This window comes from Streptomyces sp. TOM-9 (genome assembly GCF_056858595.1).
The window spans coordinates 8,302,318-8,329,155 of sequence record NZ_JBXEQB010000001.1; the positions used below are offsets into that span (position 1 = coordinate 8,302,318).

The 26,838-nt window shown below is 73.0% G+C and carries 24 protein-coding genes and 1 pseudogene; 11 read left to right on the top strand and 14 right to left on the bottom strand.

Annotated features, from left to right (window positions below; genetic code table 11):
• Positions 1 to 3 precede the first annotated feature (3 nt).
• Complete coding sequence (locus tag AC1VWI_RS38235) at positions 4 to 1,200, top strand: low temperature requirement protein A (RefSeq protein ID WP_499515616.1); 1,197 nt, start codon at positions 4 to 6, stop codon at positions 1,198 to 1,200.
• A 57-nt stretch (positions 1,201 to 1,257) separates the two neighbouring features.
• Here AC1VWI_RS38235 and AC1VWI_RS38240 read toward each other — a convergent pair whose 3' ends face one another.
• Positions 1,258 to 3,435 carry a pectate lyase-like domain-containing protein gene (locus AC1VWI_RS38240; RefSeq protein ID WP_499515617.1) on the bottom strand — a complete coding sequence of 726 codons (2,178 nt, stop codon included), beginning with the start codon at positions 3,433 to 3,435 and terminating at the stop codon, positions 1,258 to 1,260.
• A 425-nt stretch (positions 3,436 to 3,860) separates the two neighbouring features.
• Here AC1VWI_RS38240 and AC1VWI_RS38245 point away from each other — a divergent pair, with 425 nt between their 5' ends.
• On the top strand, positions 3,861 to 4,313 hold the full coding sequence (locus tag AC1VWI_RS38245) for a hypothetical protein (protein ID WP_499515618.1): 453 nt from the start codon (positions 3,861 to 3,863) through the stop codon (positions 4,311 to 4,313).
• Here the strand turns inward: AC1VWI_RS38245 and AC1VWI_RS38250 are convergent.
• The gene (locus AC1VWI_RS38250) at positions 4,261 to 5,760 is read right to left on the bottom strand and encodes a hypothetical protein (protein WP_499515619.1); all 1,500 of its coding nucleotides are present in this window, start codon (positions 5,758 to 5,760) and stop codon (positions 4,261 to 4,263) included. The two genes, AC1VWI_RS38245 and AC1VWI_RS38250, sit on opposite strands and share 53 nt — an antisense overlap.
• An 82-nt stretch (positions 5,761 to 5,842) precedes the next feature.
• On the opposite strand from AC1VWI_RS38250, the gene AC1VWI_RS38255 reads away from it, so the two are divergent.
• Positions 5,843 to 6,172 carry a YkvA family protein gene (locus AC1VWI_RS38255; protein ID WP_499515620.1) on the top strand — a complete coding sequence of 110 codons (330 nt, stop codon included), beginning with the start codon at positions 5,843 to 5,845 and terminating at the stop codon, positions 6,170 to 6,172.
• A 25-nt stretch (positions 6,173 to 6,197) separates the two neighbouring features.
• Here AC1VWI_RS38255 and AC1VWI_RS38260 read toward each other — a convergent pair whose 3' ends face one another.
• From AC1VWI_RS38260 to AC1VWI_RS38270, 3 genes are all read right to left on the bottom strand, one after another.
• On the bottom strand, positions 6,198 to 7,655 hold the full coding sequence (locus AC1VWI_RS38260) for an ATP-binding protein (protein ID WP_499515621.1): 1,458 nt from the start codon (positions 7,653 to 7,655) through the stop codon (positions 6,198 to 6,200).
• A complete protein-coding gene (locus AC1VWI_RS38265; RefSeq protein WP_499515622.1) occupies positions 7,652 to 9,310 on the bottom strand; it encodes an NAD(P)/FAD-dependent oxidoreductase in 1,659 nt (552 codons plus the stop codon). Before AC1VWI_RS38265 ends, AC1VWI_RS38260 begins: the two co-directional genes overlap by 4 nt.
• A 145-nt stretch (positions 9,311 to 9,455) precedes the next feature.
• Positions 9,456 to 9,812, bottom strand: coding sequence for a DUF427 domain-containing protein (locus AC1VWI_RS38270; protein ID WP_499515623.1), 357 nt, complete (start codon positions 9,810 to 9,812; stop codon positions 9,456 to 9,458).
• A 160-nt stretch (positions 9,813 to 9,972) separates the two neighbouring features.
• Here AC1VWI_RS38270 and AC1VWI_RS38275 point away from each other — a divergent pair, with 160 nt between their 5' ends.
• Entirely contained in the window at positions 9,973 to 10,440 is a 468-nt protein-coding gene (locus AC1VWI_RS38275) for a hypothetical protein (protein ID WP_499515624.1), read from the top strand.
• Positions 10,441 to 10,601: 161 nt separating this feature from the next.
• Here AC1VWI_RS38275 and AC1VWI_RS38280 read toward each other — a convergent pair whose 3' ends face one another.
• The 4 genes from AC1VWI_RS38280 to AC1VWI_RS38295 all read right to left on the bottom strand — a co-directional run bounded on the left by AC1VWI_RS38280 (position 10,602) and on the right by AC1VWI_RS38295 (position 13,518).
• Complete coding sequence (locus AC1VWI_RS38280; protein WP_499515625.1) at positions 10,602 to 11,447, bottom strand: endo alpha-1,4 polygalactosaminidase; 846 nt, start codon at positions 11,445 to 11,447, stop codon at positions 10,602 to 10,604.
• 88 nt (positions 11,448 to 11,535) lie between these two features.
• Positions 11,536 to 11,802, bottom strand: coding sequence for a hypothetical protein (locus AC1VWI_RS38285; RefSeq protein ID WP_499515626.1), 267 nt, complete (start codon positions 11,800 to 11,802; stop codon positions 11,536 to 11,538).
• Positions 11,803 to 11,977: 175 nt separating this feature from the next.
• Complete coding sequence (locus AC1VWI_RS38290) at positions 11,978 to 12,130, bottom strand: MFS transporter small subunit (RefSeq protein WP_499515627.1); 153 nt, start codon at positions 12,128 to 12,130, stop codon at positions 11,978 to 11,980.
• Entirely contained in the window at positions 12,127 to 13,518 is a 1,392-nt protein-coding gene (locus AC1VWI_RS38295; RefSeq protein ID WP_499515628.1) for an L-lactate MFS transporter, read from the bottom strand. The genes AC1VWI_RS38290 and AC1VWI_RS38295 overlap by 4 nt, the downstream gene beginning before the upstream one ends.
• Before the next feature lie 331 nt (positions 13,519 to 13,849).
• Here AC1VWI_RS38295 and AC1VWI_RS38300 point away from each other — a divergent pair, with 331 nt between their 5' ends.
• From AC1VWI_RS38300 to AC1VWI_RS38310, 3 genes and pseudogenes are all read left to right on the top strand, one after another.
• The gene (locus AC1VWI_RS38300) at positions 13,850 to 15,376 is read left to right on the top strand and encodes a GMC family oxidoreductase (RefSeq protein WP_499515629.1); all 1,527 of its coding nucleotides are present in this window, start codon (positions 13,850 to 13,852) and stop codon (positions 15,374 to 15,376) included.
• An 89-nt stretch (positions 15,377 to 15,465) separates the two neighbouring features.
• Positions 15,466 to 17,256: a SpoIIE family protein phosphatase gene (locus AC1VWI_RS38305; protein ID WP_499515630.1), complete on the top strand. Its 1,791-nt coding sequence runs from the start codon at positions 15,466 to 15,468 to the stop codon at positions 17,254 to 17,256.
• 6 nt (positions 17,257 to 17,262) lie between these two features.
• Positions 17,263 to 18,107, top strand: a pseudogene (locus AC1VWI_RS38310) (GNAT family N-acetyltransferase).
• Between the two features lie 101 nt (positions 18,108 to 18,208).
• On the opposite strand, the gene AC1VWI_RS38315 reads toward AC1VWI_RS38310, so the two are convergent.
• Positions 18,209 to 19,078 (bottom strand): chitosanase, encoded by an 870-nt coding sequence (locus tag AC1VWI_RS38315; protein ID WP_499515631.1) that lies wholly within the window; start codon positions 19,076 to 19,078, stop codon positions 18,209 to 18,211.
• Between the two features lie 242 nt (positions 19,079 to 19,320).
• Between AC1VWI_RS38315 and AC1VWI_RS38320 the strand changes: the two genes are divergently transcribed.
• Entirely contained in the window at positions 19,321 to 21,471 is a 2,151-nt protein-coding gene (locus tag AC1VWI_RS38320; protein WP_499515632.1) for a SpoIIE family protein phosphatase, read from the top strand.
• Positions 21,472 to 21,538: 67 nt separating this feature from the next.
• On the opposite strand, the gene ykgO is transcribed toward AC1VWI_RS38320, so the two are convergent.
• Positions 21,539 to 21,661, bottom strand: a complete 123-nt coding sequence (gene ykgO, locus AC1VWI_RS38325) for a type B 50S ribosomal protein L36 (RefSeq protein ID WP_499515633.1) — start codon at positions 21,659 to 21,661, stop codon at positions 21,539 to 21,541.
• 118 nt (positions 21,662 to 21,779) lie between these two features.
• Here ykgO and AC1VWI_RS38330 point away from each other — a divergent pair, with 118 nt between their 5' ends.
• Positions 21,780 to 22,298, top strand: coding sequence for a DUF1003 domain-containing protein (locus AC1VWI_RS38330; protein WP_499515634.1), 519 nt, complete (start codon positions 21,780 to 21,782; stop codon positions 22,296 to 22,298).
• Here the strand turns inward: AC1VWI_RS38330 and AC1VWI_RS38335 are convergent.
• Together AC1VWI_RS38335 and AC1VWI_RS38340 are read right to left on the bottom strand one after the other, a co-directional pair.
• Positions 22,293 to 22,604, bottom strand: a complete 312-nt coding sequence (locus AC1VWI_RS38335) for a hypothetical protein (protein WP_499515635.1) — start codon at positions 22,602 to 22,604, stop codon at positions 22,293 to 22,295. The two genes, AC1VWI_RS38330 and AC1VWI_RS38335, sit on opposite strands and share 6 nt — an antisense overlap.
• Before the next feature lie 23 nt (positions 22,605 to 22,627).
• Positions 22,628 to 22,819 (bottom strand): hypothetical protein, encoded by a 192-nt coding sequence (locus AC1VWI_RS38340; protein WP_499515636.1) that lies wholly within the window; start codon positions 22,817 to 22,819, stop codon positions 22,628 to 22,630.
• A 208-nt stretch (positions 22,820 to 23,027) separates the two neighbouring features.
• Between AC1VWI_RS38340 and AC1VWI_RS38345 the strand changes: the two genes are divergently transcribed.
• Entirely contained in the window at positions 23,028 to 24,794 is a 1,767-nt protein-coding gene (locus tag AC1VWI_RS38345) for an ABC transporter ATP-binding protein (protein WP_499515637.1), read from the top strand.
• An 87-nt stretch (positions 24,795 to 24,881) separates the two neighbouring features.
• Here the strand turns inward: AC1VWI_RS38345 and AC1VWI_RS38350 are convergent, their stop codons facing one another.
• A complete protein-coding gene (locus AC1VWI_RS38350; protein WP_499515638.1) occupies positions 24,882 to 25,115 on the bottom strand; it encodes a hypothetical protein in 234 nt (77 codons plus the stop codon).
• Between the two features lie 294 nt (positions 25,116 to 25,409).
• Between AC1VWI_RS38350 and AC1VWI_RS38355 the strand changes: the two genes are divergently transcribed.
• Positions 25,410 to 26,609 (top strand): PP2C family protein-serine/threonine phosphatase, encoded by a 1,200-nt coding sequence (locus AC1VWI_RS38355; protein ID WP_499515639.1) that lies wholly within the window; start codon positions 25,410 to 25,412, stop codon positions 26,607 to 26,609.
• The last annotated feature ends 229 nt before the right edge of the window (positions 26,610 to 26,838 follow it).

Below are 26,838 nucleotides of genomic sequence, written 5' to 3' on the forward strand. Positions count from 1 at the left end.
CGGATGACCGATCACGATCGCGTGGCGCCGGACCGCCGCTTCCGCCCGCTGGTCCGGATGACGGCCCGCGACCCGCACGAGCCGCACCGGGTCGCCACCCCGCTGGAACTGCTCTTCGACCTCTGTTTCGTGGTGGCGGTCGCCCAGGCCGGCGCCCGGCTGGTGCACGCGGTCGCCGAAGGCCATGCCGGGCGCGGTCTCCTCGGCTACTGCCTGGTCTTCTTCGCGATCTGGCTGGCCTGGATGAACTTCACCTGGTTCGCCTCGGCCTTCGACACCGACGACGTGCCCTACCGCATCGCCACCTTCGTCCAGATCACCGGCGTCCTGGTCCTGGCGGCCGGCGTTCCCCGGGCCTTCGACGCCAACGACTTCTCGATCGCCGTGGCCGGCTACATCATCATGCGCGTCGCACTCGCCTTCCAGTGGCTGCGCGCGGCACGCAACGCGACCGGACCGGCACGGACCACGGCGCTGAGCTATGCCGCCGGTCTGGTCGTCGTCCAGGTGGGATGGGTCCTCCTGCTGCTCCAGCCCGTCGGCGGGCTGTGGAACTGGGGCTTCCTGATCCTGGCCGTCGCGGAACTGGCGGTGCCCGCCTGGGCCGAGCGGGCGCAGCGCACCACCTGGCACCCGCACCACATCTCCGAGCGCTACGGCCTGTTCACCATCATCGTGCTCGGTGAGTCGGTGGCCGCCGCGACGGTGGCCGTGCAGTCCGCCGTCGACGAGTCCACCGCGCTCGGCGAGCTGCTGCCCGTCGCCGTCGGGGGACTGCTCATCGTCTTCTGCGCCTACTGGATCTACTTCGCCATCCCCATCCACCAGCACCTCACCAGCAGCACGCGGGCGTTCCTGTGGGGTTACGGGCACTACCTCGTCTTCGGCTCGGCCGCCGCCATCGGCGCGGGGCTGGAGGTGGTGGTCGAGCAGGCCGTGCACAAGGCGCACATCTCGCAGACGGCCGCCGCGGCCGCCGTCACGCTGCCGACCGCGCTGTTCCTGCTGACGGTCTGGCTGATCCACTCCCGCAGCGCCAAGCGCGGGTTCGCCGAGCACGCGGTGCTGCCCGTCTGTGCCCTGGTGGTGCTCGCGAGCACCTTCTGCGGGAGCGTGGCGGTGCCGGTGGCGGGGCTCGCCATGGCGGCGGCGGTCGCCGTGGGCGAGGTGCTGCACTCCCGGCGCTGGCCTGCCGCCTGAGGACGGCGGACGGGGTGCCCCGCCGGAGGACGGGGCACCCCTGGCTCGGCCCTGTCGTCAGGGGAAGGAGACCACCGTGGACGGCGTGGTCGAGGTGCCGGAGGTCGCGGCACCGGTGCCGTTGATGACGTGGTCGTACTGGCCCATGCCGCCCAGGGAGACCACCAGGACGTCGTGCATCTTGATCCCGGACTTCACCGGGACCTCGAAGCCGTGGTCCATGCGGATCGTCGGATCGGTGGTGAAGTTGCAGTAGCTGCCCAGGCCCCAGGCCTCGTGGGTGTTCACCGAGTCGTCCACCTTGTAGGCGGCCCAGCCCTTCGTCGCGCCGTTCTGGATGGCGGCCTGGTTGGGGGCGTCGTAGGCGATCTCGTTCTGGAAGAAGACCGTCCTGCCCCGCTCGCCGCTCCACTGGACGTCGTACTTCTTGAAGTGCTCGACGAACAGGCCGGTGGCCAGGACGTCGTCGCCGTTCACGCGCAGGCCGTAGTCGGCCGGGTTGGTGTTCCAGCCCACTCCGGCACCGTGGTCGGCGCGCCAGATCCAGGTGTGGTCGATGACGGTGTCGTCGCTGTTGACCTCCATGCTGGTGGTCGCCTTGCCCGGTCCGGCGCCGCCGATGCGGATGAAGACGTCCTGCACGGTCGTCGGGTTGGCGGCGTGGTCGGCGGCCGCGCCCTGCGGGCCGACCTGGAGCAGCACCTGGGAGTTCACCGCACCGGCGTCGATCAGGAAGCCGGCCAGCTTCACGCCGTCGACGTCGGCGACCTTCATGGCGGTCACGCCGTTGTCGGGGATGACCGTCGCGAGGCCGAGGCCCAGCACGACGGTGTTGGCGCGGGTGACGTTGATGGTCTGGTCGACGTGGTAGATGCCCGGGGTGAACAGCAGGTTGAGGCCCTGGGCGAGCGCGGCGTTGATGGTGGCGGCCGTCGCGCCCGGCTTGACCACGTAGAACTGGCTCAGCGGGAGCGAGGAGCCCTGCGGCGCGCCGTTGCCCCAGCTGGTGCCGCGGGCGTTGGTGCGCTTGGCCGGCACGAAGACCTTGTAGTCGTTGCCGTCGAGGTAGAGGAAGGGCTTCTCACGGGAGACGGGAGTGGTGTCGAGCGTGGTGTACGGCGGGTTGGGGAAGCTCTGCGCGGGAGCGCCCTGGACGCCGGAGAAGACCATGTTCCACACGCCGTTGGTCCAGCCGCCTACCGAGCTGTCGCGGGTGTACCACTGCTGCTGCGAGTACGGGCCCACGGTGCCGTCGATCTTGCTGTCGGCGATGTAGCCGCCGCTGGCCCAGCCGTAGCCGTTGGGCGCGAGGTTGAGGCCGCCCTTGACGTGCATGCGGCGGAAGGGCGCGGCCTGGGCGACGGCCCAGCGGTCGGTTCCGGAGACCGGGTTGAGGGCGAGGTTCTCCGCGGAGCGCCAGAAGTTCTGCGTGGCGTTGCCGTTGAACCAGCCGGCGTCCACGGTCACGTCGCCGTTGAAGGTGGTGTCGTCGGGGGAGAGGCCGAGCCCGGCGATCGAGGTGTAGAAGCCGATGTTGGCGTTGATGTTGTTGTAGGTGCCGGGCTTGAACAGCAGCGCGTAGCGTCCGGTGCCGAACTGCGCGGACTCCTGCTGCTGGAAGACCTGGTCCAGTTTGGCCTGGATGCCCGCGGTCGTGGGGTCGAATACCAGGACGTTCGGGCCGAGGTCGCCGCCGCCGGGGATCACCGGGCCGGTCCCGCCGTCGGTGGTGTGCACGGCGAGCTCCCACAGCGAGTAGCCGTATGCGGTGGCGCGGGTGGTGCCGTACACGCGCAGGTAGCGGCCGGTGCCGCTGACGGCGCGGGTCTCGGTGCCGCCGGCGCCGGTGGTCGTGGAGGCGACCGTGGTCCAGTCGGTGCCGTTGGCGGAGAGCTGGATCTGGTAGGCCTTGGCGTAGGCGGCCTCCCAGGTGAGGACGACCTCGCAGACGCTCTGGGACCCGCCGAGGTCCACCTGGATCCACTGGGGGTCGCTGAAGGCGCTGGACCAGCGGGTTCCGGCGTTGCCGTCGACGGCGTTGGCGGCGGTGAAGGAGCCGTTCTCGGCGGAGGAGGCGGTGGCGGTCCTGCCCTGTGCGGCGTTGGCCGTGCCGCAGGCGGCGGCGTGGGCCGTGGTGAGCGGTCCGGCCGGGACGGTGATCAGGGCGAGCAGCACCGCCAGGAGGGCGATCAGCCCCAGGGGTCTGCGGTGGGCGGCATTGACTTCGGGTCTCATAGGAACTCCTGTGTCAGCCTCACGACTTAATTTAGGGCGTGAGTTAAGACGTGACAGAAGTCGCGGTCAAGACTCCCCGCAGAAAGTGTTTCTGACGGGTTAACAGCTCGGCTGCCGTTGCGGACCCCTACGCCGCCGTGACCTGCAGGGAGTCTCATGCGTTCGGAACTTGAACGCGGGAAGCCTCATCCGGGCCACCCGAAGCTCCCCGCACCAATCTTGACGTGAAGTCTTGACGCCATCCATGCCGCTCGGTTGACTGCCGCCGCAGCAGCCGGAACCGGCTCGGGTACCGGTTCCGGCCGCTGCCACCGCCATGCCCCCGTTCCTCACGCGCCCCCGCTTTCCGTCATCCGGGTTCGCGTCCGGCAGAAGGGCCGGTTCCACGGGTCCCACAAATGATCTTCACGGGTTAGACTCCGCGGGTGTCCGAACTCCGCACACTGGTCCTCGGGTTCCGGCAGGCGATCCTCGACTGCCCCGACCCGGGCCTGGTCTCCCTGGAGCGTTTCCCGCACGGCTCGTGCGGGGACGCCTCGATCCTCCTCGGCCAGTACCTGTACGAGAACGGCCAGGGCGTGTGGACCTACGTCAGCGCCTGGGAGAACCGCGCCTCCCACGCGTGGATCGAGAAGAACGGCCTGCGCATCGACATCACCGCCGACCAGTTCGACGGGGTCGACGCCCCGGTGATCATCGCCTCGGGAGGTGGCTGGCACGACCGCTTCACGGTCGACCCGACCGCCTCCCACGGCGCCCTCATCGACGTCCGCGAGGACTTCGCCCGCCACGAGATGCGCGAGGCCTACCGCAGGCTGACCGGCTTCATCCGGCGGCACCGTCCGGGAGGGGAAGACGCGCCACCAGCCTGCGCATGACGGTTGGCTCCAGCGCCGGGTTGGCTGCCGCGCGGTGCGCCAGTTCCCCGTCGTCGAGCAACTCCGCCAGCCGGGCCCGCGGGAGGTTCGGATGGCGCGCCCCGGCCTCCCGCACACCGGGGTCGGGGTCGCGGGTCAGCCGGTCCACCGTCTCCGCCGCGGCCTCCGGATCCCGGCCGGCCAGGGCGCGGACGGCCGGGTCCTCGTGCCGGGCGTACCGCGCGAGCCCGGCGGCCGGGAACCGCGGCCGGGTGAGGAGGAGTTCGCGCTCGTTCCCGGTGTACTCCAGGAAGGCGCTCAGCAGCAGCTCGGCGGGCGCCTCCGGATGGTTCTGCGCGAGCAGTACGCGCACGCCGAGGTCGTCGTCCGCGGCCAGCCGCGCCACCAGGTCGGACGGCAGGCTGTGATCGCCGGCGGCGCGCCGCCGCAGCAACGGGTGGCCGGACAGGGCGTCCCGCCGCGCCGCGGCGGGATCCCGGGGCCACAGGCGTTGCAGTACCGGTCCGAAGGTGCCGCCCACCGGCACCTCGTAGTCGATCGCCGCGCGTTCCGCCTCGCTCAGCGCGGGATGCACGGAGAGCGCGAGGCGTACCCGCGGATCGGTGTCCGCGGCGAGCGCCCGGCGCTCCGTGGACCCGAGGTCGGAACGGTACGCGATCCCCTCCCGCACTTCGGGGTCGGCGTCGGCGGCCAGCAGGACCACCACATCGGCGGGGAGGGTGGGGTTGCCCGCGATCATCCACCGGTCCCCCTCGCCCACGGGGGCGTTGAGCACGCCCTCCACGACGCCTCGGCTCAGGGCGCAGTGCATCAGCGCATGAGTCCGCCCATGGCACGGCCGGTCGGGCAGTTCCCGCTCCACCCATGCCGGGTCCTGGTGCCGCAGATGGCGCCGCACCAAGTCCCGTACCTCCTCGTCCGGGTCCGCCAGGAGGACGTCGCGGATCTCGTCCGGCACGCCGCACCAGGCGACGCCCATGCGTCGCACCTTCGGCTCCGGGTGGGCGTGCATCGACTCCGTCAGCCCGGCGGAGGCCTGGCGGTAGAGGGTGCCCAGCAACTCCCCCTCGTACGTCAGGATCATGTGGACGACGGCCCGGTCCGGGAGCGGCCTGGGGCGCACGCCCCACGGCATCCGGGGGGTCTCGGCCAGATGCGCCCGCACGAACCATTCGGTGTCGTCCAGCAGCCGTGCCCGCTGGGCCGGGTCGGCGTGCGGATTGCGGGCGAAGAAGCTGCGTGTGTACCTGTCGGGGTGGCGTACGACGGCGTCGACCACGGCGTCCGGCAGCGTCCGGTCCCGGCACAGGACCATCCGTGCCGCGGGCGGACCGTCGGCGAGCAGCCGCAGCAGGACGTCCTCGGGGGCCGCGGGATTGAGCGCCAGGCCGGCGAGCCGGCGCTCGGGCAGGCCGGCGGCCTCCCAGATTCCCTCGGGTGTGATCATGCGCTGTGTGCTTCCTTTCCGTCGGGCTCCGGTACCGTTTCCGCACACGGCGGACGGGTACACGGCAGCGAGGGAGGCAGACATGGACCTGGGTGACTGGTCGACCACGGCGCTGGTGATCGTCGCGGCGGCGGTCGTGGTGATGCTCGTGGTGGCCGTGGTGCTCGTGGTGAAGATGGCGCGGATCCGCGCCCTGCTGCGCAGCGCCGACGTGCCGCGCTCGGGCAAGCTGGCCTTCTGGGCCGCGGTGGTCTACCTGGTGTGCCCGGTGGACCTGCTGCCGGATCCGATCCTCATCGACGACATCGGTGTGCTGCTGCTGGCCCTGCGCTCGCTCAAGAGCGCGGCCGACGGACAGCTGCCCGTCGGCCGCGACCGCGCCCGGACGCTCCCCAAGAGCCCGGTGGCCTGAGCCGTCCCGCAGTCCGGGGGAGGGCTCAGCCCGTCCGCTCCGCGTCCCCCGGCTGCCTCTCCGGCTGGGCGACCGGCAGGCACACGGTGAAGCGCGTGTCGCCGGGGCTCGACTCGACCCGGATGTCGCCGTGGTGCTTGTTGACCACGATGCGGTACGAGATGTCCAGGCCCAGCCCGGTGCCCTCGCCCACCGGCTTGGTGGTGAAGAACGGCTCGAAGATCCGCGGCCGGATCTCCGGGGAGATGCCGGGACCGGTGTCGCCCACCTCCACCACCAGGCGGTCCGGGCCGTCCCACGAGCTGCGCAGCGTCAGGGTGCCCGAACCGGCCATGGCGTCCAGGGCGTTGACGATGAGGTTGGTCCACACCTGGTTGAGCTCGGCTCCGTACGCCTGGATCTGCGGCAGGCTGCGGTCGTACTCCTTCACGACCCGCACCCCGCCGGGGATCTTCGCGTGGAGCATCGTGAGCGTCGCGTCGAGCAGCGCGTGGACGTCCACCGTCTGCTGCGGGGCCCGGTCGAGCTGCGAGTACTGCTTCGCGGCCCCGACCAGTCCGGAGATCCGGGTGACGGCGTCGTCGATCTCGCCCATGAGCAGTTCGGTGTCGAGGGTGTACGTGAGCCAGCGGATCGCCGCCTCCAGCCGGTCCTCGCCGACCGCGTCGACCACGGAGTCCAGCCACTCGGCGTCCACACCGCCCGCGACCAGCGTCGAGGACAGCTCCCAGGAGCCGTTGACGCCGTGGTCCTCGAGCCAGTCCGTCAGCTCGTCCTCGGCGTCGGCCGCCTCCAGCGCCGACCGCTCGGGCGCCGACGCCATGCGCTTGATCGCGGCGTCCTGCAGCTCGACCAGCTGGTGCAGCTGCCGGGTGTCGAGCCGGCCGTCCGCGATCATCGCGAGCTTGTGCCGCATGCCGGCCACCCGGTCGCGCAGCGCCGAGGTGGCGCGCACCGCGGCGGCGGCCGGATTGTTCAGCTCATGGGTGAGCCCGGCGGACAGCGAGCCCAGCGCCAGCAGCCGCTCGCGCTCCCCGACGATGGTGTTCTGCTTGCGGTAGCCGAAGAACGCCCCCTCCAGCAGGTGCACCGCCATCGGGAACCACGTGCGCATCGCCCCGGCGAACTCCTCGGCCGGGATCACGAAGAACTCGCAGTCGGTGACCGCCTTCAGCGAGTTGGGGTACGTCTGCTCCACCCGGTCCCCGAGGTACGCCTGCGTCGCCCCGGCGTACACGCCCCGCAGGTCGGTGCGGTTGACCTCCACCACGTCGCCGTGGACCAGGCGGCCCAGCGACACCGTGCCGCTGAGCAGCACGTAGAAGCAGGTCGCCGGATCGCCCTCGGCGTAGACGGGGTTGTTCGCCGGGACCCGCTCCACCCGGCCCTGTTCGGCCAGCCAGTCCAGTTCCTTCTCGCCGAGCGACTCGAACAGGAACAGGGTCCGCAGCTGCTCCGGCCCGAGCCGGTCCGTCGTGGTCACTGCGCCTCCAGATACCGGTGCACCAGGGATACGGCCATCGCGCCCTCGCCGACCGCGGAGGCCACCCGCTTGACCGACTCCGCCCGCACGTCGCCGGCGGCGAAGACACCGGGCACGCTGGCCTCCAGGTGGTACGGGTCACGGGGGAGCGGCCAGCCCGCCGGCCGCTTGCCGCCGCCGATCAGGTCCGGGCCGGTGACCACGAAGCCGCGCCGGTCCCGCTCCACGACACCCTCCAGCCAGTCGGTACGGGGTTCGGCGCCGATGAAGACGAACAGGAACGAGGCGTCCACGGTGGTCACCGTGCCCGTCTTCGCGTCGCGGAGCATCAGTTGCTCCAGATGGTCGCCGCCCTTGCCGCCGACGACCTCGGTGCAGGGGCTGACCTTGATGTTGTCGATGGCCGCGATCTGGTCGATCAGGTACTGCGACATCGAACGCTGCAGGTCCGCGCCGCGGATCAGCAGATGGACCCGGCACGCGTTGCGGGAGAAGTAGACGGCCGCCTGCCCGGCCGAGTTGGCCCCGCCGACGATGTAGACCTCCTGGCCCGCGCAGTTCATGGCCTCGGTCATCGCCGAGCCGTAGAAGACCCCGGCACCGGTGAACTCCGCCAGCCCCGGCGCTTCGAGCCGCCGGTAGGACACCCCGGTCGCCAGCACCACCGTGTGCGCCGCGATGGACGAGCCGTCGCCGAAGGACAGCACCCTTCCGGTGCCCACCGCCTCCAGGGCGACCACCTCCCGGGTGCTGAGGATCTCCGCCCCGAACTTCGTCGCCTGCCGGCGGGCCCGGTCGGTCAGCTGGGCGCCGGAGACGCCGTCCGGGAAGCCGAGGTAGTTCTCGATGCGGCTGCTCTGCCCCGCCTGGCCGCCGGTCGCCCGGCGCTCCACCAGCACCGTGCGCAGACCCTCGGACGCGCCGTACACCGCCGCACCCAGCCCCGCGGGGCCGCCGCCGACCACCACCAGGTCGTAGAAGTCGGAGGCCGGGACGGTGCTCAGCCCCACGTGCGCGGCGAGTTCGGCCTCCGTGGGCCGCACCAGCGTCGTCCCGTCCGCGGTGACCACCAGCGGTACGTCGGCCGGCGTCAGCCCGGCCGCGGTCAGCAACTGCTCGGCCTCGGGCTCCTCCGCGGGCAGCCAGCGGTAGGGCACCAGGTTGCGGGTGAGGAAGTCACGCACCTTGAACGAGGGCGCCGACCAGCGGTGGCCGACCACGCGGGTCTCGGACGCCGTCGGGTCCGGGGTGGTGATCCACGCGTCGAGCAGGGTGTCGATCACCGGGTAGAGGTTGTCCTCCGGCGGGCTCCACGGCTTCAGCAGGTAGTGGTCGAGGTCCACGATGTTGATGGCGTCGATGGCCGCGCTGGTGTCGGCGTACGCCGTGAGCAGCACACGGCGGGCGAGCGGGAAGAGGTCCATCGCCGCCTCGAGGAACTCCACCCCGTTCATCTTGGGCATGCGGTAGTCGGCGAGCATCACCGCGAGTTGTTCCCCTCGCAGTTTGATCTCCCGCAGCGCGCTCAGGGCCTCGTCCCCGGAGGTGGCTCGCACCACCCGGTAGCGGTCCCCGTACCTGCGGCGGATGTCCCGGGCCACGGCGCGGGACACTGCCGGATCGTCGTCGACGGTCAGGATCGTCGGATTCGCCATGTGACCATCATTGCTCCCCGGCGGCCGTCGTGCGCAGTAAACCGAACAGTCGTGCTTGAACCTGCGGCAGGGGACCCGGCACAGGCCGCGGGCGCGCTCCGGGACGTCGTGACGGACGGTGCGCCCCCGCGCACCGTCCGCCCGGTCAGGCGTCCTCGACGGCGACGGCGGCCACGGTGTCGTAGAAGGAGACGTGGCCCGTGATCTCGGGCACCGACGCGAGCGGCTCCTCGTAGACCCAGGCGACGTCGTTGTGGTCGGCGTACGACCAGTAGGAGGCGACGCCCTTGTAGGGGCAGGTGGTGTTGGTGTCGCTCGCGCGGAAGAGCGCGAGGTCCACGTCCTGCGGCGGGATGTAGTAGCGCACCGGCAGACCGGTCTCGTGGACCAGTACCGGCCGCCGGGTCTCGGCCACGACCTTGCCGTCGATCGTGACGGTCACGTGCTGGGTGCCGGGTACCGCGTCCACGCGGTGACCGCGGCGGCTGTCCGTGGGGGGCATGGTCTTCCCTTCCTCGGGTCCGTCCGGATCCCTTGCAACGGCGGCGGTGCCGCCGCACATTCCCCGGGCGCCCCGGGGTCCCCCGCATGCACGCATCTGCGTGACTCCGGCGGCGGTCCCCCGTTGGCCCTTCAAGATCACAGTGAAGGAGGTCCGCCCGATGAGCACCCGCCGTCACCAGAAGGGCCGCAAGCACCGCACGGTCAATCGCACGCCGAGGCCCGTCGCCCCCGTCCGTACCGCACCGGCGGCCGCACCGGCGGCCGCACCGGCCGCCTCGCCGGTCCCGCCCGCCCCTTCCGGCACCGCGGTACCCGCCCCCGTGCCCGCCCCGGCCGCGCCTCCGGGAGCGTCGACCGCCCGGCCCCCGGCCCCGGCCCCGGCGCCTGCCGCGGCCGCCGTGCCGGCTCCCGCCGAGCCCCGCCCCGAGGAGTCCGGCCTCGCCCGCACGGCGCTCAAGACCCTCCAGGAACTTCGCGCGGCCGGGAGCGACGGGACGACCATCGACGCCCTGAGCGCCAGCGTCGGCTACCAGCCCGCGACCATCGCACGGCACATCGACAGCCTCGCCGCCCACCACCTGGTCCACCAGCGGGACGGCCGCTGGTACGCCGTGGCCGCGTCATGACCCCGGGCGTGGCGGCCGGCGGGTGGCGCGTTCCCCGGAGAGGTCCAGGACGCTGAACCCCAGGCGCCGGTGGAGACCGATCGCCGCCGTCCGCCACGTCCACACCGACAGCGCCGCCCTGCCCAGCCGGACGGGTCCGGCAGCGGGCCCCGGCGCGGCGGTCAGCAGCTACGGAAGATGTGGCCCGGCTCCCCGGCGGGCGCGACGTCGCGGTCGCGGAGCACCACCGCGAGGCGGGCACCCCAGCGGCGGCAGGTCGCCGTGAAGTCGGCGGCGTCGTACGCCACGACGAGGACGCGGCCGTCGTACGCGGAGGCGTACCGGCCGCACTCGTCGTACGCGCCGCACTCCTCGGTGACCGCGAAGTCGAAGCCGATGGCGGCACGCCGGGGGAGGAGCTCGGCGGTGTTCTTCTGGGCGACGGCCAGCCCCGCCGCATGGGCGCGTGCGGTGAGCAGCCGGGCGAACGCGGCGTTGTCGGCCGCCGTGAGCAGGCCGTCGGAGCGCTCGAACGAGTCGAGGTTGTCCGGCTCGACCGCCTGGAAACCGCGCCGCGCGCAGTCGTCGATCCAGGCGCCGACGATCTCCGCCAGCGCCGTCCGCCCGGCGGCGGTGGAGGTGTCCAGCAGCGCCTCGTCCCACTCGCCGTCCATGACGAGCCCGCCGTCCCCGTCGCGCAGCAGCAGGCCCGGATTCCGGGCGCGCCACCGGGACAGCTCGCCGGGCTGGGCCTGGAAGGCGTTGACGTAGCAGACCGAGTAGACGCCCGGGGCGGGCCGCTCCGCGCGGTCGCGGGAGACCACGCGCACGCCCTTCGGCGGCGGGTAGCCGCCGCCGATCTGGTAGTCGAAGGACGCCCCCGCCTCCGGCGGCACCACACGCGGGGCGGCGGAGGGGCGGTCGCCGGTGCCGCACCCGGCGGTCAGCGCCAGGGCCGCCACGACGGCGAGAACAGCGAGGACGACGGGGACGGCACGCCGCGCCGCGCACGGGTCGGGGAGGGGCACACACGCTCCTGGACGGCGAAGGCCGGACGGGGGAGCACCATCCTCCCGTCCGGCCCCGTGGTGCCCTCGGCCGGGTCCGCGCCGCGGCTCACATGAAGCCGCCGCCGGTCCAGTGGGTGCCGGTGAGCCACACGAGCGCGATGAGCGTGTCGATCGCGCCCAGGACGACGGCGATCAGCGGGAGCACCGGCTTGGCGCCGCGGAAGGTGCGGCCCATGGCGAGCCAGCCGCACACGACCGCGGCCGGGCCGAGGATGATGCCGAGAACGAAGAATCCGGCGACCGCGCAGATCAGGCCGACGACGCCCAGGGTGTCGGGGCTCGCGCCGGTACGGGTACCGCTGCTGTGGGGCATGGTTCCTTCCTCCGTGGGTCGGCGCCCGCTCCGCGGCACGGAACGTGCGGTCCTCTACGGGGTCCGGATACCCCCGTCCGGCATGCTCAGCCGTGCCGGCGCGGCCGGCGCGTGACGGGGCCGCCCGGTCCGTGCGGACGGGGCGGCCCGTGGCGGGAGCCGGCGGTGAAGCCGGTCAGCCGGTGAACAACTGCTTGAGCTTCAGGCCGAGTTCGTAGACGCCGTAGGCGAAGGGCGCGCCGACCCACAGCCAGGCGACGACCATGAGCGGGAGCCGCCCGCCCCCGGCGGAGGCGTCGGCGGCGGGCGCGGGGTTCGGGGCGGTCATCGGACGGCTCCTTCCGATTCGGTTCCGGTCGTGGCCTTGGGCTCGGCGGACGGTCCGTCATGGTGGCGCGGATGGACCGGTCGTACCAGCTCGTTGGCGACGAAGCCGATCACCAGCAGCACCATCATGATGACGAAGGACGTGGAGTAGAGGTCGGGCCCCGTCCGTCCCGCCGACTTCTCGTGGTCGGCGATCGCGTTCACGATCAGCGGCCCGAGCACGCCGGCCGTGGACCAGGCGGTCAGCAGCCGTCCGTGGATCGCGCCCACCTGGTACGTCCCGAAGAGGTCCTTGAGGTAGGCGGGCACCGTGGCGAACCCGCCGCCGTAGAAGGACAGGATGACGGCGGCGGCGATGATGAACAGCGGCTTGGAGTCGTCGCCGAGCAGGGCGATGAGCAGGTACAGCAGCGCCCCCGCACCGAGGTAGAGGCGGTAGATGTTCTTCCGCCCGACCAGGTCGGAGGTGGAGGACCAGGTGATCCGGCCGAGCATGTTCCCGAGCGACAGCAGGCCGACGAAACCGGCGGCGGCGGTGGCCGTCACCGGGGTGGAGGTGTTCGCGAAGAAGTCGGTGATCATCGGCGCGGCCTTCTCCAGGATGCCGATGCCCGCCGTCACGTTCATGCAGAGCACCACCCACAGGCACCAGAACTGCGGGGTGCGCAGCGCGTTGCGCGCCGACACCTGGGCGGTGGTGACGAGCGGGCGCGCGGTGTCGGCCGCCGGGGTCCAGCCGGCCGGCCGCCAGTCGTCCGCGGGGACCCGGACCAGGAGTACCCCGAAGGTCATGAAGACCGCGTAGACCAGGCCCATCACCAAGAAGGTCTGCCCGATGCCGGAGGAGTCGGCGCCGAAGGAGGACAGCAACTGCGTCGACCAGGGCGACGCGATGAGCGCGCCGCCGCCGAAGCCCATGATGGCGATGCCGGTGGCGAGTCCGGGCCGGTCGGGGAACCACTTGATGAGCGTGGACACCGGCGAGATGTAGCCGATGCCGAGGCCTATGCCGCCGACGAGGCCGTAACCGAGGACGATCAGCCAGTACTGGCGCGTGGCGGCGCCGAGGGCCGAGATGAGGAAGCCGGAGGAGAAGCAGAGGGCCGAGACGCACATGGCCCACCTGGGCCCGTTGCGCTCGACGAGCGTGCCGCCGAACGCGGCCGACAGGCCGAGCATGACGATCGCCAGCTGGAACGGCAGCGCCGACTGGGTGCCGCTCAGCCCGAGCGAGGACTCCAGCGGGGGCTTGAAGACGCTCCAGGCGTACGCCTGCCCGATGGCGAGGTGGATGGAGAGTGCGGCCGGCGGTACCAGCCAGCGGCTCCAGCCCGGCGGTGCGACGGTGCGGGCACGGGTGAGGACGTCGGGTACGCCCGTTGACGCCATGGCGAGTACCTCCGTGAGGGGACGTGATCCCGTGGACCGTACAACTTTCATCCATCCCTGGGTAGGGCGTCGGGCGATGAACTTGCCCTGGCGGCGGGAGGGTTCGGAGTCCGGGCGGCATCCGGCCGCTCCTCGGCACGCCGACGCCCGCAAGCGCGGCTCACGGACTGGGCGGACATGGGGGATTTCGTGGGATTGGCCCATATCGATTCGTAATAGGGGCGATAACCGACACTCTGTTCGGCTATGGGTGGTTGGCGTTATTGTGTCCGGTGTTAGCCGATTCGGGCTATCACTGGAAACGCCGGACGTGGCCGGTCAGAGGTGACCCATGCATGCGATAACGGACAGCTACGACTACGTGGTCGTCGGCGGCGGCACCGCGGGCAGCGTGCTCGCCGCGCGCCTTTCCGAACGAGGCGGCGCACGCGTGCTCCTGCTGGAGGCGGGGGGCGACCGGCCACCGGCCGCGGCGGCGTCGCCGCCCGCCTGGCCGACGCTGCTGGGGACGCCCGCGAACTGGGGCGACACCACCGTCCGGCAGTCCGCGACGGGCACCACCACCGCCCTCGCGCGCGGCCGCGGCCTGGGTGGGGGGTCCACCATCAACGCCATGACCTTCGTGCGCGGTCACCACTCCGGCTACGACGCGTGGACCGCGGGCGGCGCGAAGGGCTGGGGCTTCGACGACCTGCTCCCGTACTTCAAGCGCAGCGAGAACGCCCCCGGGCGGGACCCCGTGCTCCGCGGCGTCGGCGGCCCCCTGACCGTGGGGCCCGCCAGCCCGCCCCATCCGGTCGTGGCCGCGCTCCTGACGGCGGCGACCCAGACCGGGTACCGGCGGGCGGCCGACATCGCCGGCGGTCTGGAGGAGGGCTTCGGCTGGAGCGACCTCAACATCGTCGGGGGCCGGCGGCAGAGCGCCGCCGACGCCTACCTCACCCCCGCCCGGCACCGCCCCAACCTGACCGTGGTGACCGGTGCGCTGGTCCACCGCCTGCTCCTGCGCGACGGCCGGTGCGTCGGGGTGGAGTACGGGCACGCCGACCGCACCGGCACCGTCGCGGTCGGGTGCGGTGGCGAGGTCGTGCTCACCGCGGGGACCATCGGTACGGCGCAGTTGCTGATGCTCTCCGGCGTCGGCCCGAAGGCGCACCTGCGGGACATGGGCATCGACGTCGCCCTCGACCTGCCGGGCGTCGGGTCGAACCTGCAGGACCACCCCCTGGCCGACGTCGTCCACCGCGCGGCCCGGCCCGTTCCGCCCGGGACCAACAACCACGGCGAGGCCGTCGGCCTGGTCCGCAGCCGGCTCGGCATCCGCGACCCCGACGTGCAGGTGCTCCTGGTCGACGCGCCGGGCCACGCGCCCGCGCCCGACGTGCCGGACGGGCAGGGGTACCGGATCGCGGTCGCCCCGATGCGGCCGTACAGCCGCGGCACCGTACGGCTCGCGAGCGCCGCACCGGACGCCCTGCCCCTGGTGGACCCGGACTACTACGGCGACGAACGCGACCTGAGCACGATGGTCGAAGCGCTCTTCCTGGCACGGGAGATCGGCCGGGCGCGCGCCCTCGACGGATGGCGTGCGCACGAGGTCCTGCCCGGACCCGACGTGAAGGACGACGCCGGCCTGCGGGCCTACGCGCGCAGCACCCTGGCCTCGTACATGCACCCCGTCGGCACGTGCCGGATCGGCATCGACGACCTCGCCGTCGTCGACACGGACCTGCGCGTGCACGGCATCGACGGCCTCCGGATCGCCGACGCCTCCGTGATGCCCACCATCCCCTCCGGCAACATCGCCGCCACGGTCTACGCCATCGCCGAACGCGCGGCGGACCTCCTCAGGCGCTGAGCCCCCCCTCGGCCCGGATCCGGCCACCCTCTCCGGCCGGATCCGGGCGCCTGCACATCCCCGCAGCCCAGACGAAGGACCGACGCGACATGGCATCACCCGCACCGATCGACCTGGCCGGCCTCCTCCAGCGGGTGGTGGGCGTCACCGGGGCGGCGCTGGGGTCCCCCCTCGCCCCCTCGGCGATCGGCCTCGCCCTCTGGAACACCGACCTGCGGTGCACGTGGGTCAACGACTCGCTCGAGGAGTACGACGGCATCCCGCGGGAGCGACGGCTGGGACGCCGTCCGGACGCGGCGCTGCCCGCCGGGGCACGCGCGCTGGAGGCGGTGATGCGCCAGGTGCTGGCGACGGGCGCTCCCGTCACCGGCCGCGAGTACCTCGTGCCGGCGGTGGACGGCGTGCGCGGTGAGGGGGCGTACTCCGTCTCCTGCATCCGCCTGGAGGACGCGGCGGGCCGGCCGATGGGCGTGTGCCTGGTCGTCCTGCGGATCACGGGCGGGCACCGGCCCGGCGACCGCCTGGCGCTGCTCGGCGAGGCCGGTGCCCGCGTCGGCACCACCCTGGACGTCATGCGCACCGCGCAGGAACTGGCCGCGTTCACCGTCTCGTGCCTGGCCGACTACGTCACCGTCGACCTCGCGGACACCCTGCGACTCGGTGAGGAGCCGCTGTCCCGGCTCGGCCCGGACGGCGACTACCTGCCGGTGTTCCGCCGGGCGGGCCTGGCCTCGGTCCACGAGGGCGCGCCGGAGGCGGTCTCCAGGGTGGGCGACGTGGTGTACGTACCGTCGTCCTCGCCCCTCAAGCGCGTGCTGTCCACCGGCCGCTCGCTGCTCGAACCGGTGCTGGACACCGCCTCCTCGTGGCTCAGCCGGGACCCGGCACGGGCCGGGAAGATCGACGAGTTCGGGATGCACTCGCTGATGATCCTGCCGCTCAGGGCCCACGGCGTCGTCCTGGGGGTGGTGTTGTTCCTGCGCACCGAGGACCCGCGGCCGTTCGACGAGGACGACCTGCTGTTCGCCGAGGAACTGGTCGCCAGGGCCGCGCTGAGCCTGGACAACGCACGCCGCTACACGCACGAGCGCGCCACGGCCCTCGCCCTCCAGCGGGGCCTGCTCCCGCGCCGGGTGTGCGGCGGCCCCTCCCTGGACGTGGTCTCCCGCTTCCTCCCCGCGGACCTCGAGGACGGTGTGGGCGGCGACTGGTACGACGTGATCCCGCTGCCGCGCGACCGGGTGGCGCTCGTCGTCGGCGACGTGGTCGGGCACGGCATCGACGCCGCGGCCACGATGGGCCGGCTCCGGACGGCGGTGCGGACGCTCGCCGACCTCGACCTGGCGCCGGAACAGCTCCTCGCCCACCTCGACCAGGCGATCATCCGCCTCGCCGAGGAGGAGGGCGAGGGCCTCCACACCGCCTCCGTGAGCGCCACCTGCCTGTACGCCGTCTACGACCCCGCCTCCCGCCGCTGCACCATGGCCAGGGCCGGGCACCCGCCGCCCGCCGTCCGCCACCCCGGAGGCGGCGTCAGCTTCCTCGACCTGCCCAACGGCACACCGCTCGGCCTCGGGATGCCCCCGTACCAGGCCGCCGAGGTGGAACTGCCCGAGGGCAGCCTCCTGGCCCTCTACACCGACGGCCTCATCGAGGACCGCCGGCACGACGTCGACACCGGGATGGAGCGCGTGCGGCGCGCCCTCGACCGGCCCGGGCTGCGCCTGGACGACCTCTGCTCTGCGGTGCTCGGCACCCTGCCGAGCGCGACGCCCCCCGACGACGTCACCCTCCTCATCGCCCGCACCCGCGCGGTGTCCCCGGCGCCCTCGCGCCCCCGGTGCCCGTCACCGTTCCCCGGCAACCGATTCCAGAGGTAGGTCTCCATGACCGCGTTCCACGTCTCCTCCGCCGGCGCCGAGGACATCAGCCGGCTCTCCGACTGGGCCGACGACGAGGGATGGAACCCCGGCAGGTCCGACGGGCAGGCCTTCTTCCCCGCCGATCCGGCCGGCTTCCTGTTCGGCAGGCTCGACGGTGAACCCGTCGCCTCGGTCTCCGCGGTGCGCTACGGGGCCGACTTCGGCTTCGTCGGCCTCTACATCGCCCGGCCGCCCTTCCGCGCCAGGGCTACGGGTTCCGGGTCTGGCGCGCCGGGCTCGACCACCTCGCCGGCCGCAACGTCGGCCTCGACGGGGTCGTCGCGCAGCAGGAGAACTACCGCAGGTCGGGGTTCAGCACGGCCTGGCGCAACATCCGTTACCAGGGCACGCCGTCGGGCGGGGTCATGCCCGGCGGCGTCGCCCTGATCGACGCCAGGAGCGTCGGATTCGGTGAACTGGCCCGCTACGACCGCCGGTTCTTCCCCGCCGCGCGCGACGCCTTCCTCGCCTCCTGGATCACCCTTCCGGACCGCACCGCCCTCGCGGCCGTCGCCGACGGCCGTCTGCAGGGCCTCGGGGTGCTGCGTGCCGCCCGCGGGCCGTCCCGCGTGGGGCCGCTGTACGCCTCGTCCGCGAAGGTCGCCCTCGCGCTCCTCATGGGGCTGGCCCGGACCACACCGGGGGAGCCCCTCGTGATCGACGTCCCCGAGCCCAACGAGCCGGCCGTGCGTCTGGTGGAACACCTCGGTCTGGCACCCGCGTTCGAGGCCGCGCGCATGTACACGGGCCCGGTCCCCGACGTCGACCTGGCCGGCATGTACGGCATCACCAGCCTGGAGCTCGGCTAGGGCTCGGCCCGGGTGGGTCCGGGCCCGGGTCCGGGCCCGGCACCGCTCCGGGCGGCCTCCCCCGGTCGGGGAGGCCGCCCGGAGGGGCGTGCGCGGGGACGTCACTGGTTGATGGTGTAACTGTCCCCGTAGACCTTCCACTTGAGCGGGGGGTTGAGGTCGAGGTTGCCGTTGTTGAGGAAGACGCGCTGCTCCGTGTCGACCCGGGTGGTGTCGCTGTGCGCCTCCTCGGTCTTCATCGCCGCCTTGCGCGCGTCGAGGAAGGCGTGGAGGTACGTCGTCTCGTCGCCGCCCTGTGCGGGGGTCCTGGCCTTGGACAGGGCGGTCTTGCGGATGCCGCCGAAGCTGACCTTGTCCTCGCCGGGGCCGTGCATCACGATCGCGTCGTAGTACGCGAACTGGCCGAGCGCGCGCAGCCCGTCCGCCTTGGCCTGCTGGACCGCGGGGCCGAAGTAGACGCGGTCGCGTTCGTCGTTCTGCGCCTGCTGGAACGCCTGGTCGGCGGCGGCGCTGCGCCAGGCGCTCTCGAAGCCGGAGCCGAGGCCGCTGTGCGAGTCGGTCCCGTTGACCCGGCGCAGTGCGGGCAGGTAGCGGGCGAGCGGGTTGCCGGGCTTGCGGTCGGTGTACAGCTCGACGAGTTCGAGCATGTCCCCGGTGCCGGAGCAGAAGCCGATGATGCCCGCGGTGTAGCCGCGGCCGTCGCCGATGTCCTCGATGTACTTGTACTGGGCCTTCCAGTCCAGCGAGGAGTTCTCGGCGCTGGACACCAGCTGCATGGCGATGTCCTTCTTGTGCGGGTCGTCGAGCCCGACGCCGGCCGCGGCCGCGGCGGCGGCCGGCTGCCCCGGCGCGGCCGAGGCCAGGGAGCCGACGCCGACGGCCAGGACGCCCGCGGTCAGGGCGGCGGTCGCGTAGAGGACGGCGCGCCGGCGGGGGAGGGTGCGTGCATGACGGTGTGGGGGGATCTGCACGGGTGACTCCGTGGGTCAGAAGTTAGGAAACCTTCCTAACAGAGCCACATTGAAGCACCGGGCCAGTCGAACGCCAAGAGGTTCGAACAAAAACGCCGCATGTCATCTGTCCTAAGGGTCAAGGGAGTTGGGCGCCTCTGCCGGATGGCCGCACGCCTCCGCCCGGCGCCGCACGTCTCCCGCATGCGCGGTCCGCGGCCCGGAGGCAGTCTGGACGGGAAGAGGCGGAGGAGGTGATACCCGTGCCGGACGGGTTCCCTTCCGCTCCGTCGCACCCCGAGGCCGGGGAGCGGACCGACCAAGGCCTGCTGGCCCCGGCGCTGTTCGCGATGATGGACGGCGTGCGGGCGCACGCGGGCGGGATCTACCTCCTCGCCCCCGGCGAGCCGGTGCTGGAGATGGCCGTCATGGCAGGCCTGCCGCGCGCCTTCGCCGCACCGTGGGAACGGGTGGGGCTGGGCGCCCCGATCCCCGTGGCGGAGGCACTGCGCGAACGCCGGCTGGTCTGGGTCGGCGGCGAGGAGGAGATGGCGCGCCGGTACCCGCGGATCGCGCTCGTCCTGCCGTACCCGTTCACCCTCGCCGCACTGCCCGTCGAGACCGCCGGCGCCGCCTTCGGCTCGGTGTTCGTCACCTGGCCGGGCGCCCATCCGCCCGAGCTGGCCGACTGGGAGCGCGAGCACCTGGTCACCGCCTGCGACCGGCTCGCCCGGCACCTGGAACACGAGGCCGCCGCGGGCCGGCCGGTCCGGCGCGGGCAGGACGTGACGATCGGCGCCCCGGTCGCCGGGGTCTCCTCGGCGGTCGAGGCGGTGCGCATGGTGGGCCGGCTGCCGGACGGACTGTGCTCCCTCGACCTCGACGGGCGGGTCACCTACGCCAACGGGGCGGCGTCCCGCCGGCTGGGCGTACCGGTGCGCAAGCTGCTCGGGCACCCGCTGTGGCGGACGCTGCCCTGGCTCGACGACCCCGTGCACCAGGAACGGCACCGCGCGGCGCTGATCAGCCGGCAGCCCACCTCGTTCACCGCGCTGCGCCCACCGGGCGACTGGCTCACCTTCCAGCTCCATCCCAGCAGCAACGGCGTCAGCGTCCGCATCTCACCGTCCCGCGGCCCGGTGGCACAGTCGCCGGTGGTGCCCGGCGGCGCGTACGGCGTGACGCAGCCCGCGGTCGGACTGGTGGCCATCTCCCACCTCGTGAACCTGTCCGGGGCACTCACGGAGGCCGTCTGCGTGCAGGACGTGATCGACCTGGTCGCCGAGGAGATCATGCCCGCGGTCGGCAGCCGGGTGGTGGCCATGGTCGCCCCGGAGGCCGGGAGGATGCGCGTGCTTGGCCACCGGGGCTACCGGGATCCGTCGATCGTCGACCGGTACGACGGCATCTCGATGTCGGCGCCGGTGCCCGCCGCCCAGGTGCTGGCCAGCGGTGTGCCGGCGTTCCTGGAGTCCGGGGAGGAGATGCGGGAGCGCTTCCCCGACCGGCCGCCGGTCGCCGACGGCATGGCTGCGTGGGCCTACCTCCCGCTCATCGCCTCCGGCCGTCCCGTGGGCACCTGCGTGCTGGGGTATCCCGAACCGCACCGCTTCGGGGCCGACGAGCGGGCCCTGCTGACCAGCCTCGGCGGCCTGATCGCCCAGGCCCTGGAACGGGCGCGGCTCTACGACGCCAAGCACCGGCTGGCCCACGGCCTGCAGTCCGCGCTCCTCCCGCGGACCCTGCCGGTGCTCCCGGGCCTGGAGGCGGCGGCTCGGTACCTCGCGGGCACCGAGGGCATGGACATCGGCGGCGACTTCTACGACCTGCTGTCCGTAGGGGACCGGGCGGCCGCGGTGATCGGTGACGTGCAGGGGCACAACGTCACCGCGGCGGGCCTGATGGGCCAGGTCCGCACGGCGGTCCGGGCGTACTCCGCCGTCGGGCAGTCCCCCGGCCAGGTGATGGAGTGCACCAACCGGCTGCTGCTGGACCTGGACGTGGACCTCCTCGCCAGCTGCATCTACCTGCACCTCGACCCGGACGGGCAGCGGGCGATGGCGGCGGGGGCGGGCCACCCGGCCCCCTTGCTGCGGGAACCGGGTGGCCATGTGCGGGCGCTCGACCTCGCCCAGGGCCCGCTGCTGGGCATCGACGCGGAAGCGGTCTACCGCACCGTCGAGTTCCCGTTCCCGCCGGGCTCGGTGCTCATGCTCTACACCGACGGGCTGGTCGAGTGCCCGGGGACCGACGTCGACGCCGAACTGGCGGACCTCTCGGACCACCTCGCCGTGGCCGGCGAGCTGCCGCTGGACCGCGTCGCCGACGGCGTGCTCGCGCTCACCGCCGAGCGCCGGCGGCGCACCGACGACATCGCGCTGCTGCTGCTGCGTTCCCTGACGCCGCCCCGGTGACCCGGTCGCAGACGCAGACGAGCGCCGCGCGCCGTCATGGGACGGTGCGCGGCGCCCGGTCCGCGACTCAGCCCTGGCGGGCCTTGAAGCGGGGGTCCCTCTTGTTGATCACGAAGACGCGGCCGCGACGGCGGACGATCTGCGAGCCGGGGGCGTTCTTGAGGGAGCGCAGCGAGGCACGTACCTTCACCGGTCGCCTCCTTTCGGGCGGTTCTTGATCCGCCCATGCCAACGCAGGGAGGGTGCGGTTTCTTCCCCGCCGGTTCCCGGTGCCTGAGCCGTGCAGCGCCGGGGGCAGGATGAGGGCCATGAGTTCCCCCTCCGACCGCCCCGCCGTCCCCTCGCCGCCGCGCCCGCTCGTCCGCTCCCCGCACGAACGGGTCGTCTTCGCCCGCGGGAGGGGTGCCCAGGACCGGGTCGCGGACGCGATCACCGCCTTCGCCGGCTCGATGGCCTTCGTCTACGTCCACATCGTCTGGTTCGCGGTCTGGATCCTGCTCAACCAAGGGCTCGCCGGACCGGGCGCGGTCTTCGACCCGTACCCCTTCGGGCTGCTCACCATGATCGTCAGCCTGGAGGCGATCTTCCTCTCCACCTTCGTCATGGTCAGCCAGAACCGCCAGGCCGCCCGGGACAACATCCGCGCCGACCTCGCCTTCGAGACGAACGTGCGCTCCGAGGTCTGGACCGCGCGCATAGGCCGGGCCCTGGGCCTGGACCCCGAGGAGGTCGAGCGGAACGTCCGTCAGCTCATCGCCGAGAGCCGGGCCCGGATGGAGGTCACGGCCCCGCCGGCGACGGCGGCCGCGGAGCCGCCTGCGTCATGACCCCTCGCCGTCCGGGTCGGCACCGCCCAGCGGGCCGGGGCCGGTGAAGTCCGGACTGGTGAAGTCCGGACCGGAGTACCCGGGCGACTCGAAACCCGGCGACTCGAAACCGGGCTCCGCGACGACCGCGACCTCCGGCTCCGGGACCTCGTACTCCGGGATCGGCGGGGGCGGCGGTACGGCTCCGCCGTCGCCGGGGTCGGTGCCCGGGCCGGGGTCGTCGGCCGAGGTGGAGAACCCCGGACTGCTGAAGCCCGGGCGGTGCAGTGCCGCGCCCCCGGGCACGTCATCTCGGCGGTACGTCATGGTCGTTCCCCTCCCCGGAGGGCTCAGCGCCGCCGCCGGCGGTACCCCGACCAGCGGGCGCCCGCACCCGAGCCGACCCCGCCGAGGTGCGCGGCGAGCAGCGTCAGCCCGACCAGCAGCAGGCTCGTCGGCGTGAACACGGCCTCCGTCGCCGTCCCGGTGGCGTTGATGATGAACGCGACCGCGAAGACGACGGCCGCAACGATGGCCAGCATCGTCCCTCCCAGTGGTCCGGGGGCGCGCCCTCGTGCCGCCCCTTCCCCCACCGTCTGCCCCCGGACCGGCCCCCCAGTCGGCCGGGACCGGTCAGCGCCCCCCTGACGGTGTCCGTGGGAGCGCTCACAGCCTAGGATTCCGCGGTGACCGGACGATGAGCCAGTGCCGTCTCATCACCCCGCGCCCTCGTGCACCCGGAGTCCCCGCATGGCGTCGCCGCACGGCCCGCTCGACCACCGCTACCGCGGTGAGCACCCGATCCGCACCCTCGCCTACCTCTTCCGGCACGACCGCGGCCGACTGGCCCTGGCCGTGCTGGCGTTCATGGTCAAGCACACCCCGATCTGGCTGACCCCGCTGGTCACCGCGCAGATCATCGACGTCATCGTGCAGCACCGGCCGCTGTCGGGCATGCTGCTCGGCACCGGCGTGCTGCTGCTGATGCTGGTCCTCAACTACCCCTTCCACCTGCTGTACGTGCGCTGCTGGTACGGCAGCGCCCGCCGCACCGGCACCCGGCTGCGCTCCGCGCTGTGCCAGCGCATGCAGCAGCTCTCCATCGGCTACCACACGAAGGTCAACTCCGCGGTCCTGCAGACCAAGGTCATCCGGGACGTCGAGGCCATCGAGCAGGCGGTCCAGCAGACCGGCGACATGGGCCTGTCCGCGCTCGCCACGCTGCTGGGCGCGCTGGTGGTCATCGCCGTGCAGGCACCGTCCTTCCTGCCGGTCTTCCTGGTCGTCGTGCCCGCGACGTCCGCGCTGGTGATGTGGCTGCGGGGGCGGCTGCGCGAGTCCAACGAATCGTTCCGCCAGGAGGTCGAGCAACTCTCCTCGCGGGTCACCGAGATGACCACCCTCATCCCCATCACCCGCGCCCACGGCCTGGAGTCCACCGCGCTGCGCCGTGTGGACGGCACGCTCAGCCAGGTCCTCACCGCGGGGCTGCGCCTGGACCGGCTCAACGGCCGCTTCGGCTCCCTCGCCTGGATCGTCCTCAACGTCCTGGGCACCTGCTGCCTGCTCGGCTCCGCGCTCGCCGCGTACCACGGCTGGCTCGGCGTCACCCCCGGCGACGTCGTCATGCTGACCACCTACTTCTCCGCCCTCACCGCGGCCGTGACCACCCTGCTCAGCCTCACCCCCGTGGTGAGCAAGGGACTGGAGTCGGTGCGCTCGGTCGGCGAGGTGCTGCAGGCGCCCGACCTCGAGCAGAACGCGGGCAAGTCCGAGGTGGCCGCCGTCCGCGGGCGGGTGGACTTCCAGGGCGTCGGATTCACCTACGACGACGCCGCCGACCACTCGGTGCGCGACTTCTCGCTCTCGGTCCGACCGGGCGAGACCATCGCACTGGTGGGCGCCTCGGGGGCCGGCAAGTCGACCGTCCTCAACCTCGTCATCGGCTTCCTGCGCCCCACCGAGGGCCGGATCCTGCTGGACGGGGCGGACATGGAGACCCTGGACCTGCGCAGCTACCGCCGCTTCGTGTCCGTCGTGCCGCAGGAGTCCATCCTCTTCGAGGGCACCATCCGGGAGAACGTCGCGTACGGCATGCCGGGCGTCCCCGAGGAGGCGGTACGGGAGGCCCTGCGGGCCGCCAACGCCCTGGAGTTCGTGGAGCGGCTGCCGGCCGGTCTCGGCACGGTCGTCGGCGAGCGGGGCGCCCGGCTGTCCGGCGGCCAGAAGCAGCGCCTGGCCATCGCCCGCGCGCTGATCCGCGACCCCCGTGTGCTGGTGCTGGACGAGGCGACCTCCGCCCTCGACTCCCGCTCCGAGGCCCTCGTCCAGCAGGCGCTGGAACGCCTGGTGGCCAACCGCACCGTCTTCGTGGTGGCCCACCGGCTGTCCACCATCCGCAACGCCGACCGCATCGTCGTCATGGACGACGGAAGGATCACGGAGGTCGGCCCGCACGAGCAACTGCTCCGCGCAGGCGGCCCGTACGCCGCGCTGCGCAGCGCCCAGACCGCCTGAGCCGGCCGGCCCGCACGCGCCCGGGGGCGCCCTCCGCGTTCGCGGAGCGGCGCCCCCGGGGGGTTTCCGCGCGGATCGGGCCGAGGGTCAGCGGCGGTGGTGGTTGACGACGTGGTGGTGACGGTGCGTCCGGTGCCCGTGCCAGCGGTGGTGATGACGCTTGCCGTGGTGGCTGTGGTGGCCGCGCCCGTGGTCACCGTGCGTGGCGTGCGTGCCGTGGGCGCGGACGGACTCCGGCGTGACGGCGCCGGCGCCGGCCGCACCGCCCAGGACGACGGCCACGGCCACACCGACCGCGGCCACGAAACGGGAAACGCGCATGGATCGACTCCTGTCTCCGCGGGTGCCGTGGGCACCCGCACGGGTGGGACACGAGAAGCGTCGGGCCTCGGTGTGCCGGTTAAGGCGCGGCACGCCCGTATTGGCACTCGATTTGCTGGAATATGACGTTCTGCGGAACCGGCGCCTGTAGGCGATCCGGGGATGCCCGCGCCGCCGCGGCATCGCGTGACCAGGCGGAGCCGCAGGTCAGGGGCGGTGCGATGTTTCGGGCGAGGTGTCCGGGGCAAGTGCCCCACGTCCCGGCCCGCGGCCGGGGACGCGCACCGACAGGTGATGGTGACGGTGGACGACACCGGCTTCGGCACCCTGCTGAGCGGGCTCCTGCAGCGCTCGCACGAGGTCGCCCCGGAGGACTGGGGCGCCGCCCTCGCACGTGCCGCCCACGAGGTGGGCCTCGACGACGTGACGGTCCTCCTCGCCGACGTACAGCAGTCCCGGCTCGTCCCGCTGCCGGGCGGCCCGGCCGGCGGTGCGCGCCGCGCCGTGGCCGTCGACGGCACGCCCGCGGGCGCCGCCTACCGGACGGTCTCCCTGCGCCTGAGCGAGCGCGACGACCGGATCACGATGTGGCTCCCGCTCGTGGACGGCGTGGAGCGGATCGGCGTCATGGAGGTCACCGCCCACCGGATCGACCCCGAACTGCTCGCCCGCTGCCGCGCGCTCGCCGACGTGACGAGCCTGGCGATGGTCTCCGGTGCGGGGGCGGGCGACGACATGCTGCGGCTCGTCCGCAGCCGCCCGATGAGCGCCGCCGCGGAGCTGGTGTGGGCCTTCCTGCCGCCGCGGACCCTCGGCACGGCCGAGGTGACCTCCAGCGCCGTGCTGGAACCCGCGTACGAGATCGGCGGCGACGCCTTCGACCACAGCCTCCAGGGGAACCACCTGCACCTGGCGGTGGTCGACGCGATGGGCCACGACCTCGCCTCGGGGCTCGTGGCGGCCGTGGCGCTGGCCGGCTGCCGCGCGGCCCGGCGCGCCGGCGCGGACCTCGGCGAGATCGTCAAGTCCGTGGACGAGACCCTGGCCGAGTGGATCCCGGACCGGTTCGCGACCGCGGTCTTCGCCGACCTCGACGTCCGCAGCGGCCAGTTCGCGTGGGCGAACTGCGGGCACCCCGCGCCCCGGCTGATCCGCGCCCGGCACGTGGTCACCGGCGCCCTGGAGCGCGACGCGGACCTGCCGCTCGGCCTCGGTCCGGAGTGCGGCGGACGCCCGCGCTCCGTCCACTCCACACGGCTGGAACCCGGTGACCGGGTCCTGGTCCACACCGACGGCGTGACCGAGTCCCGCACCGAGGGCGGCGACGAGTTCGGCGAGCGGCGCCTCACCGAGTACGTCGTGCACGCCACCGCGCTCGGCGACCCCGCCCCGGAGGTCCTGCGGCGGCTCGTCCACGCCCTCCTGGCGCACCGGCACGGCCGTCTCGACGACGACGCCACCGTCCTGCTCGCCGAGTGGCACCCCACCCGCTGAATGCGGCTGCCCGGAGCGGTTTCCACCGCACGGCCCGGGGCAGCCGCATTCCGACGGCCCACGGACCGCCCGCGCGGTGGCGGACACGGTCGGTGCCGCGGCCATCGCGCAGCGCGACGGCCGCCGGGCGCCCGCCGGGTGTCCACGAGAAACATGCCCTGATCGGGAATGTTATGTCGTGTAAATCACGTTCGAACGGGTATGCGGTGTCGAGAAGACCTGAGGAGGC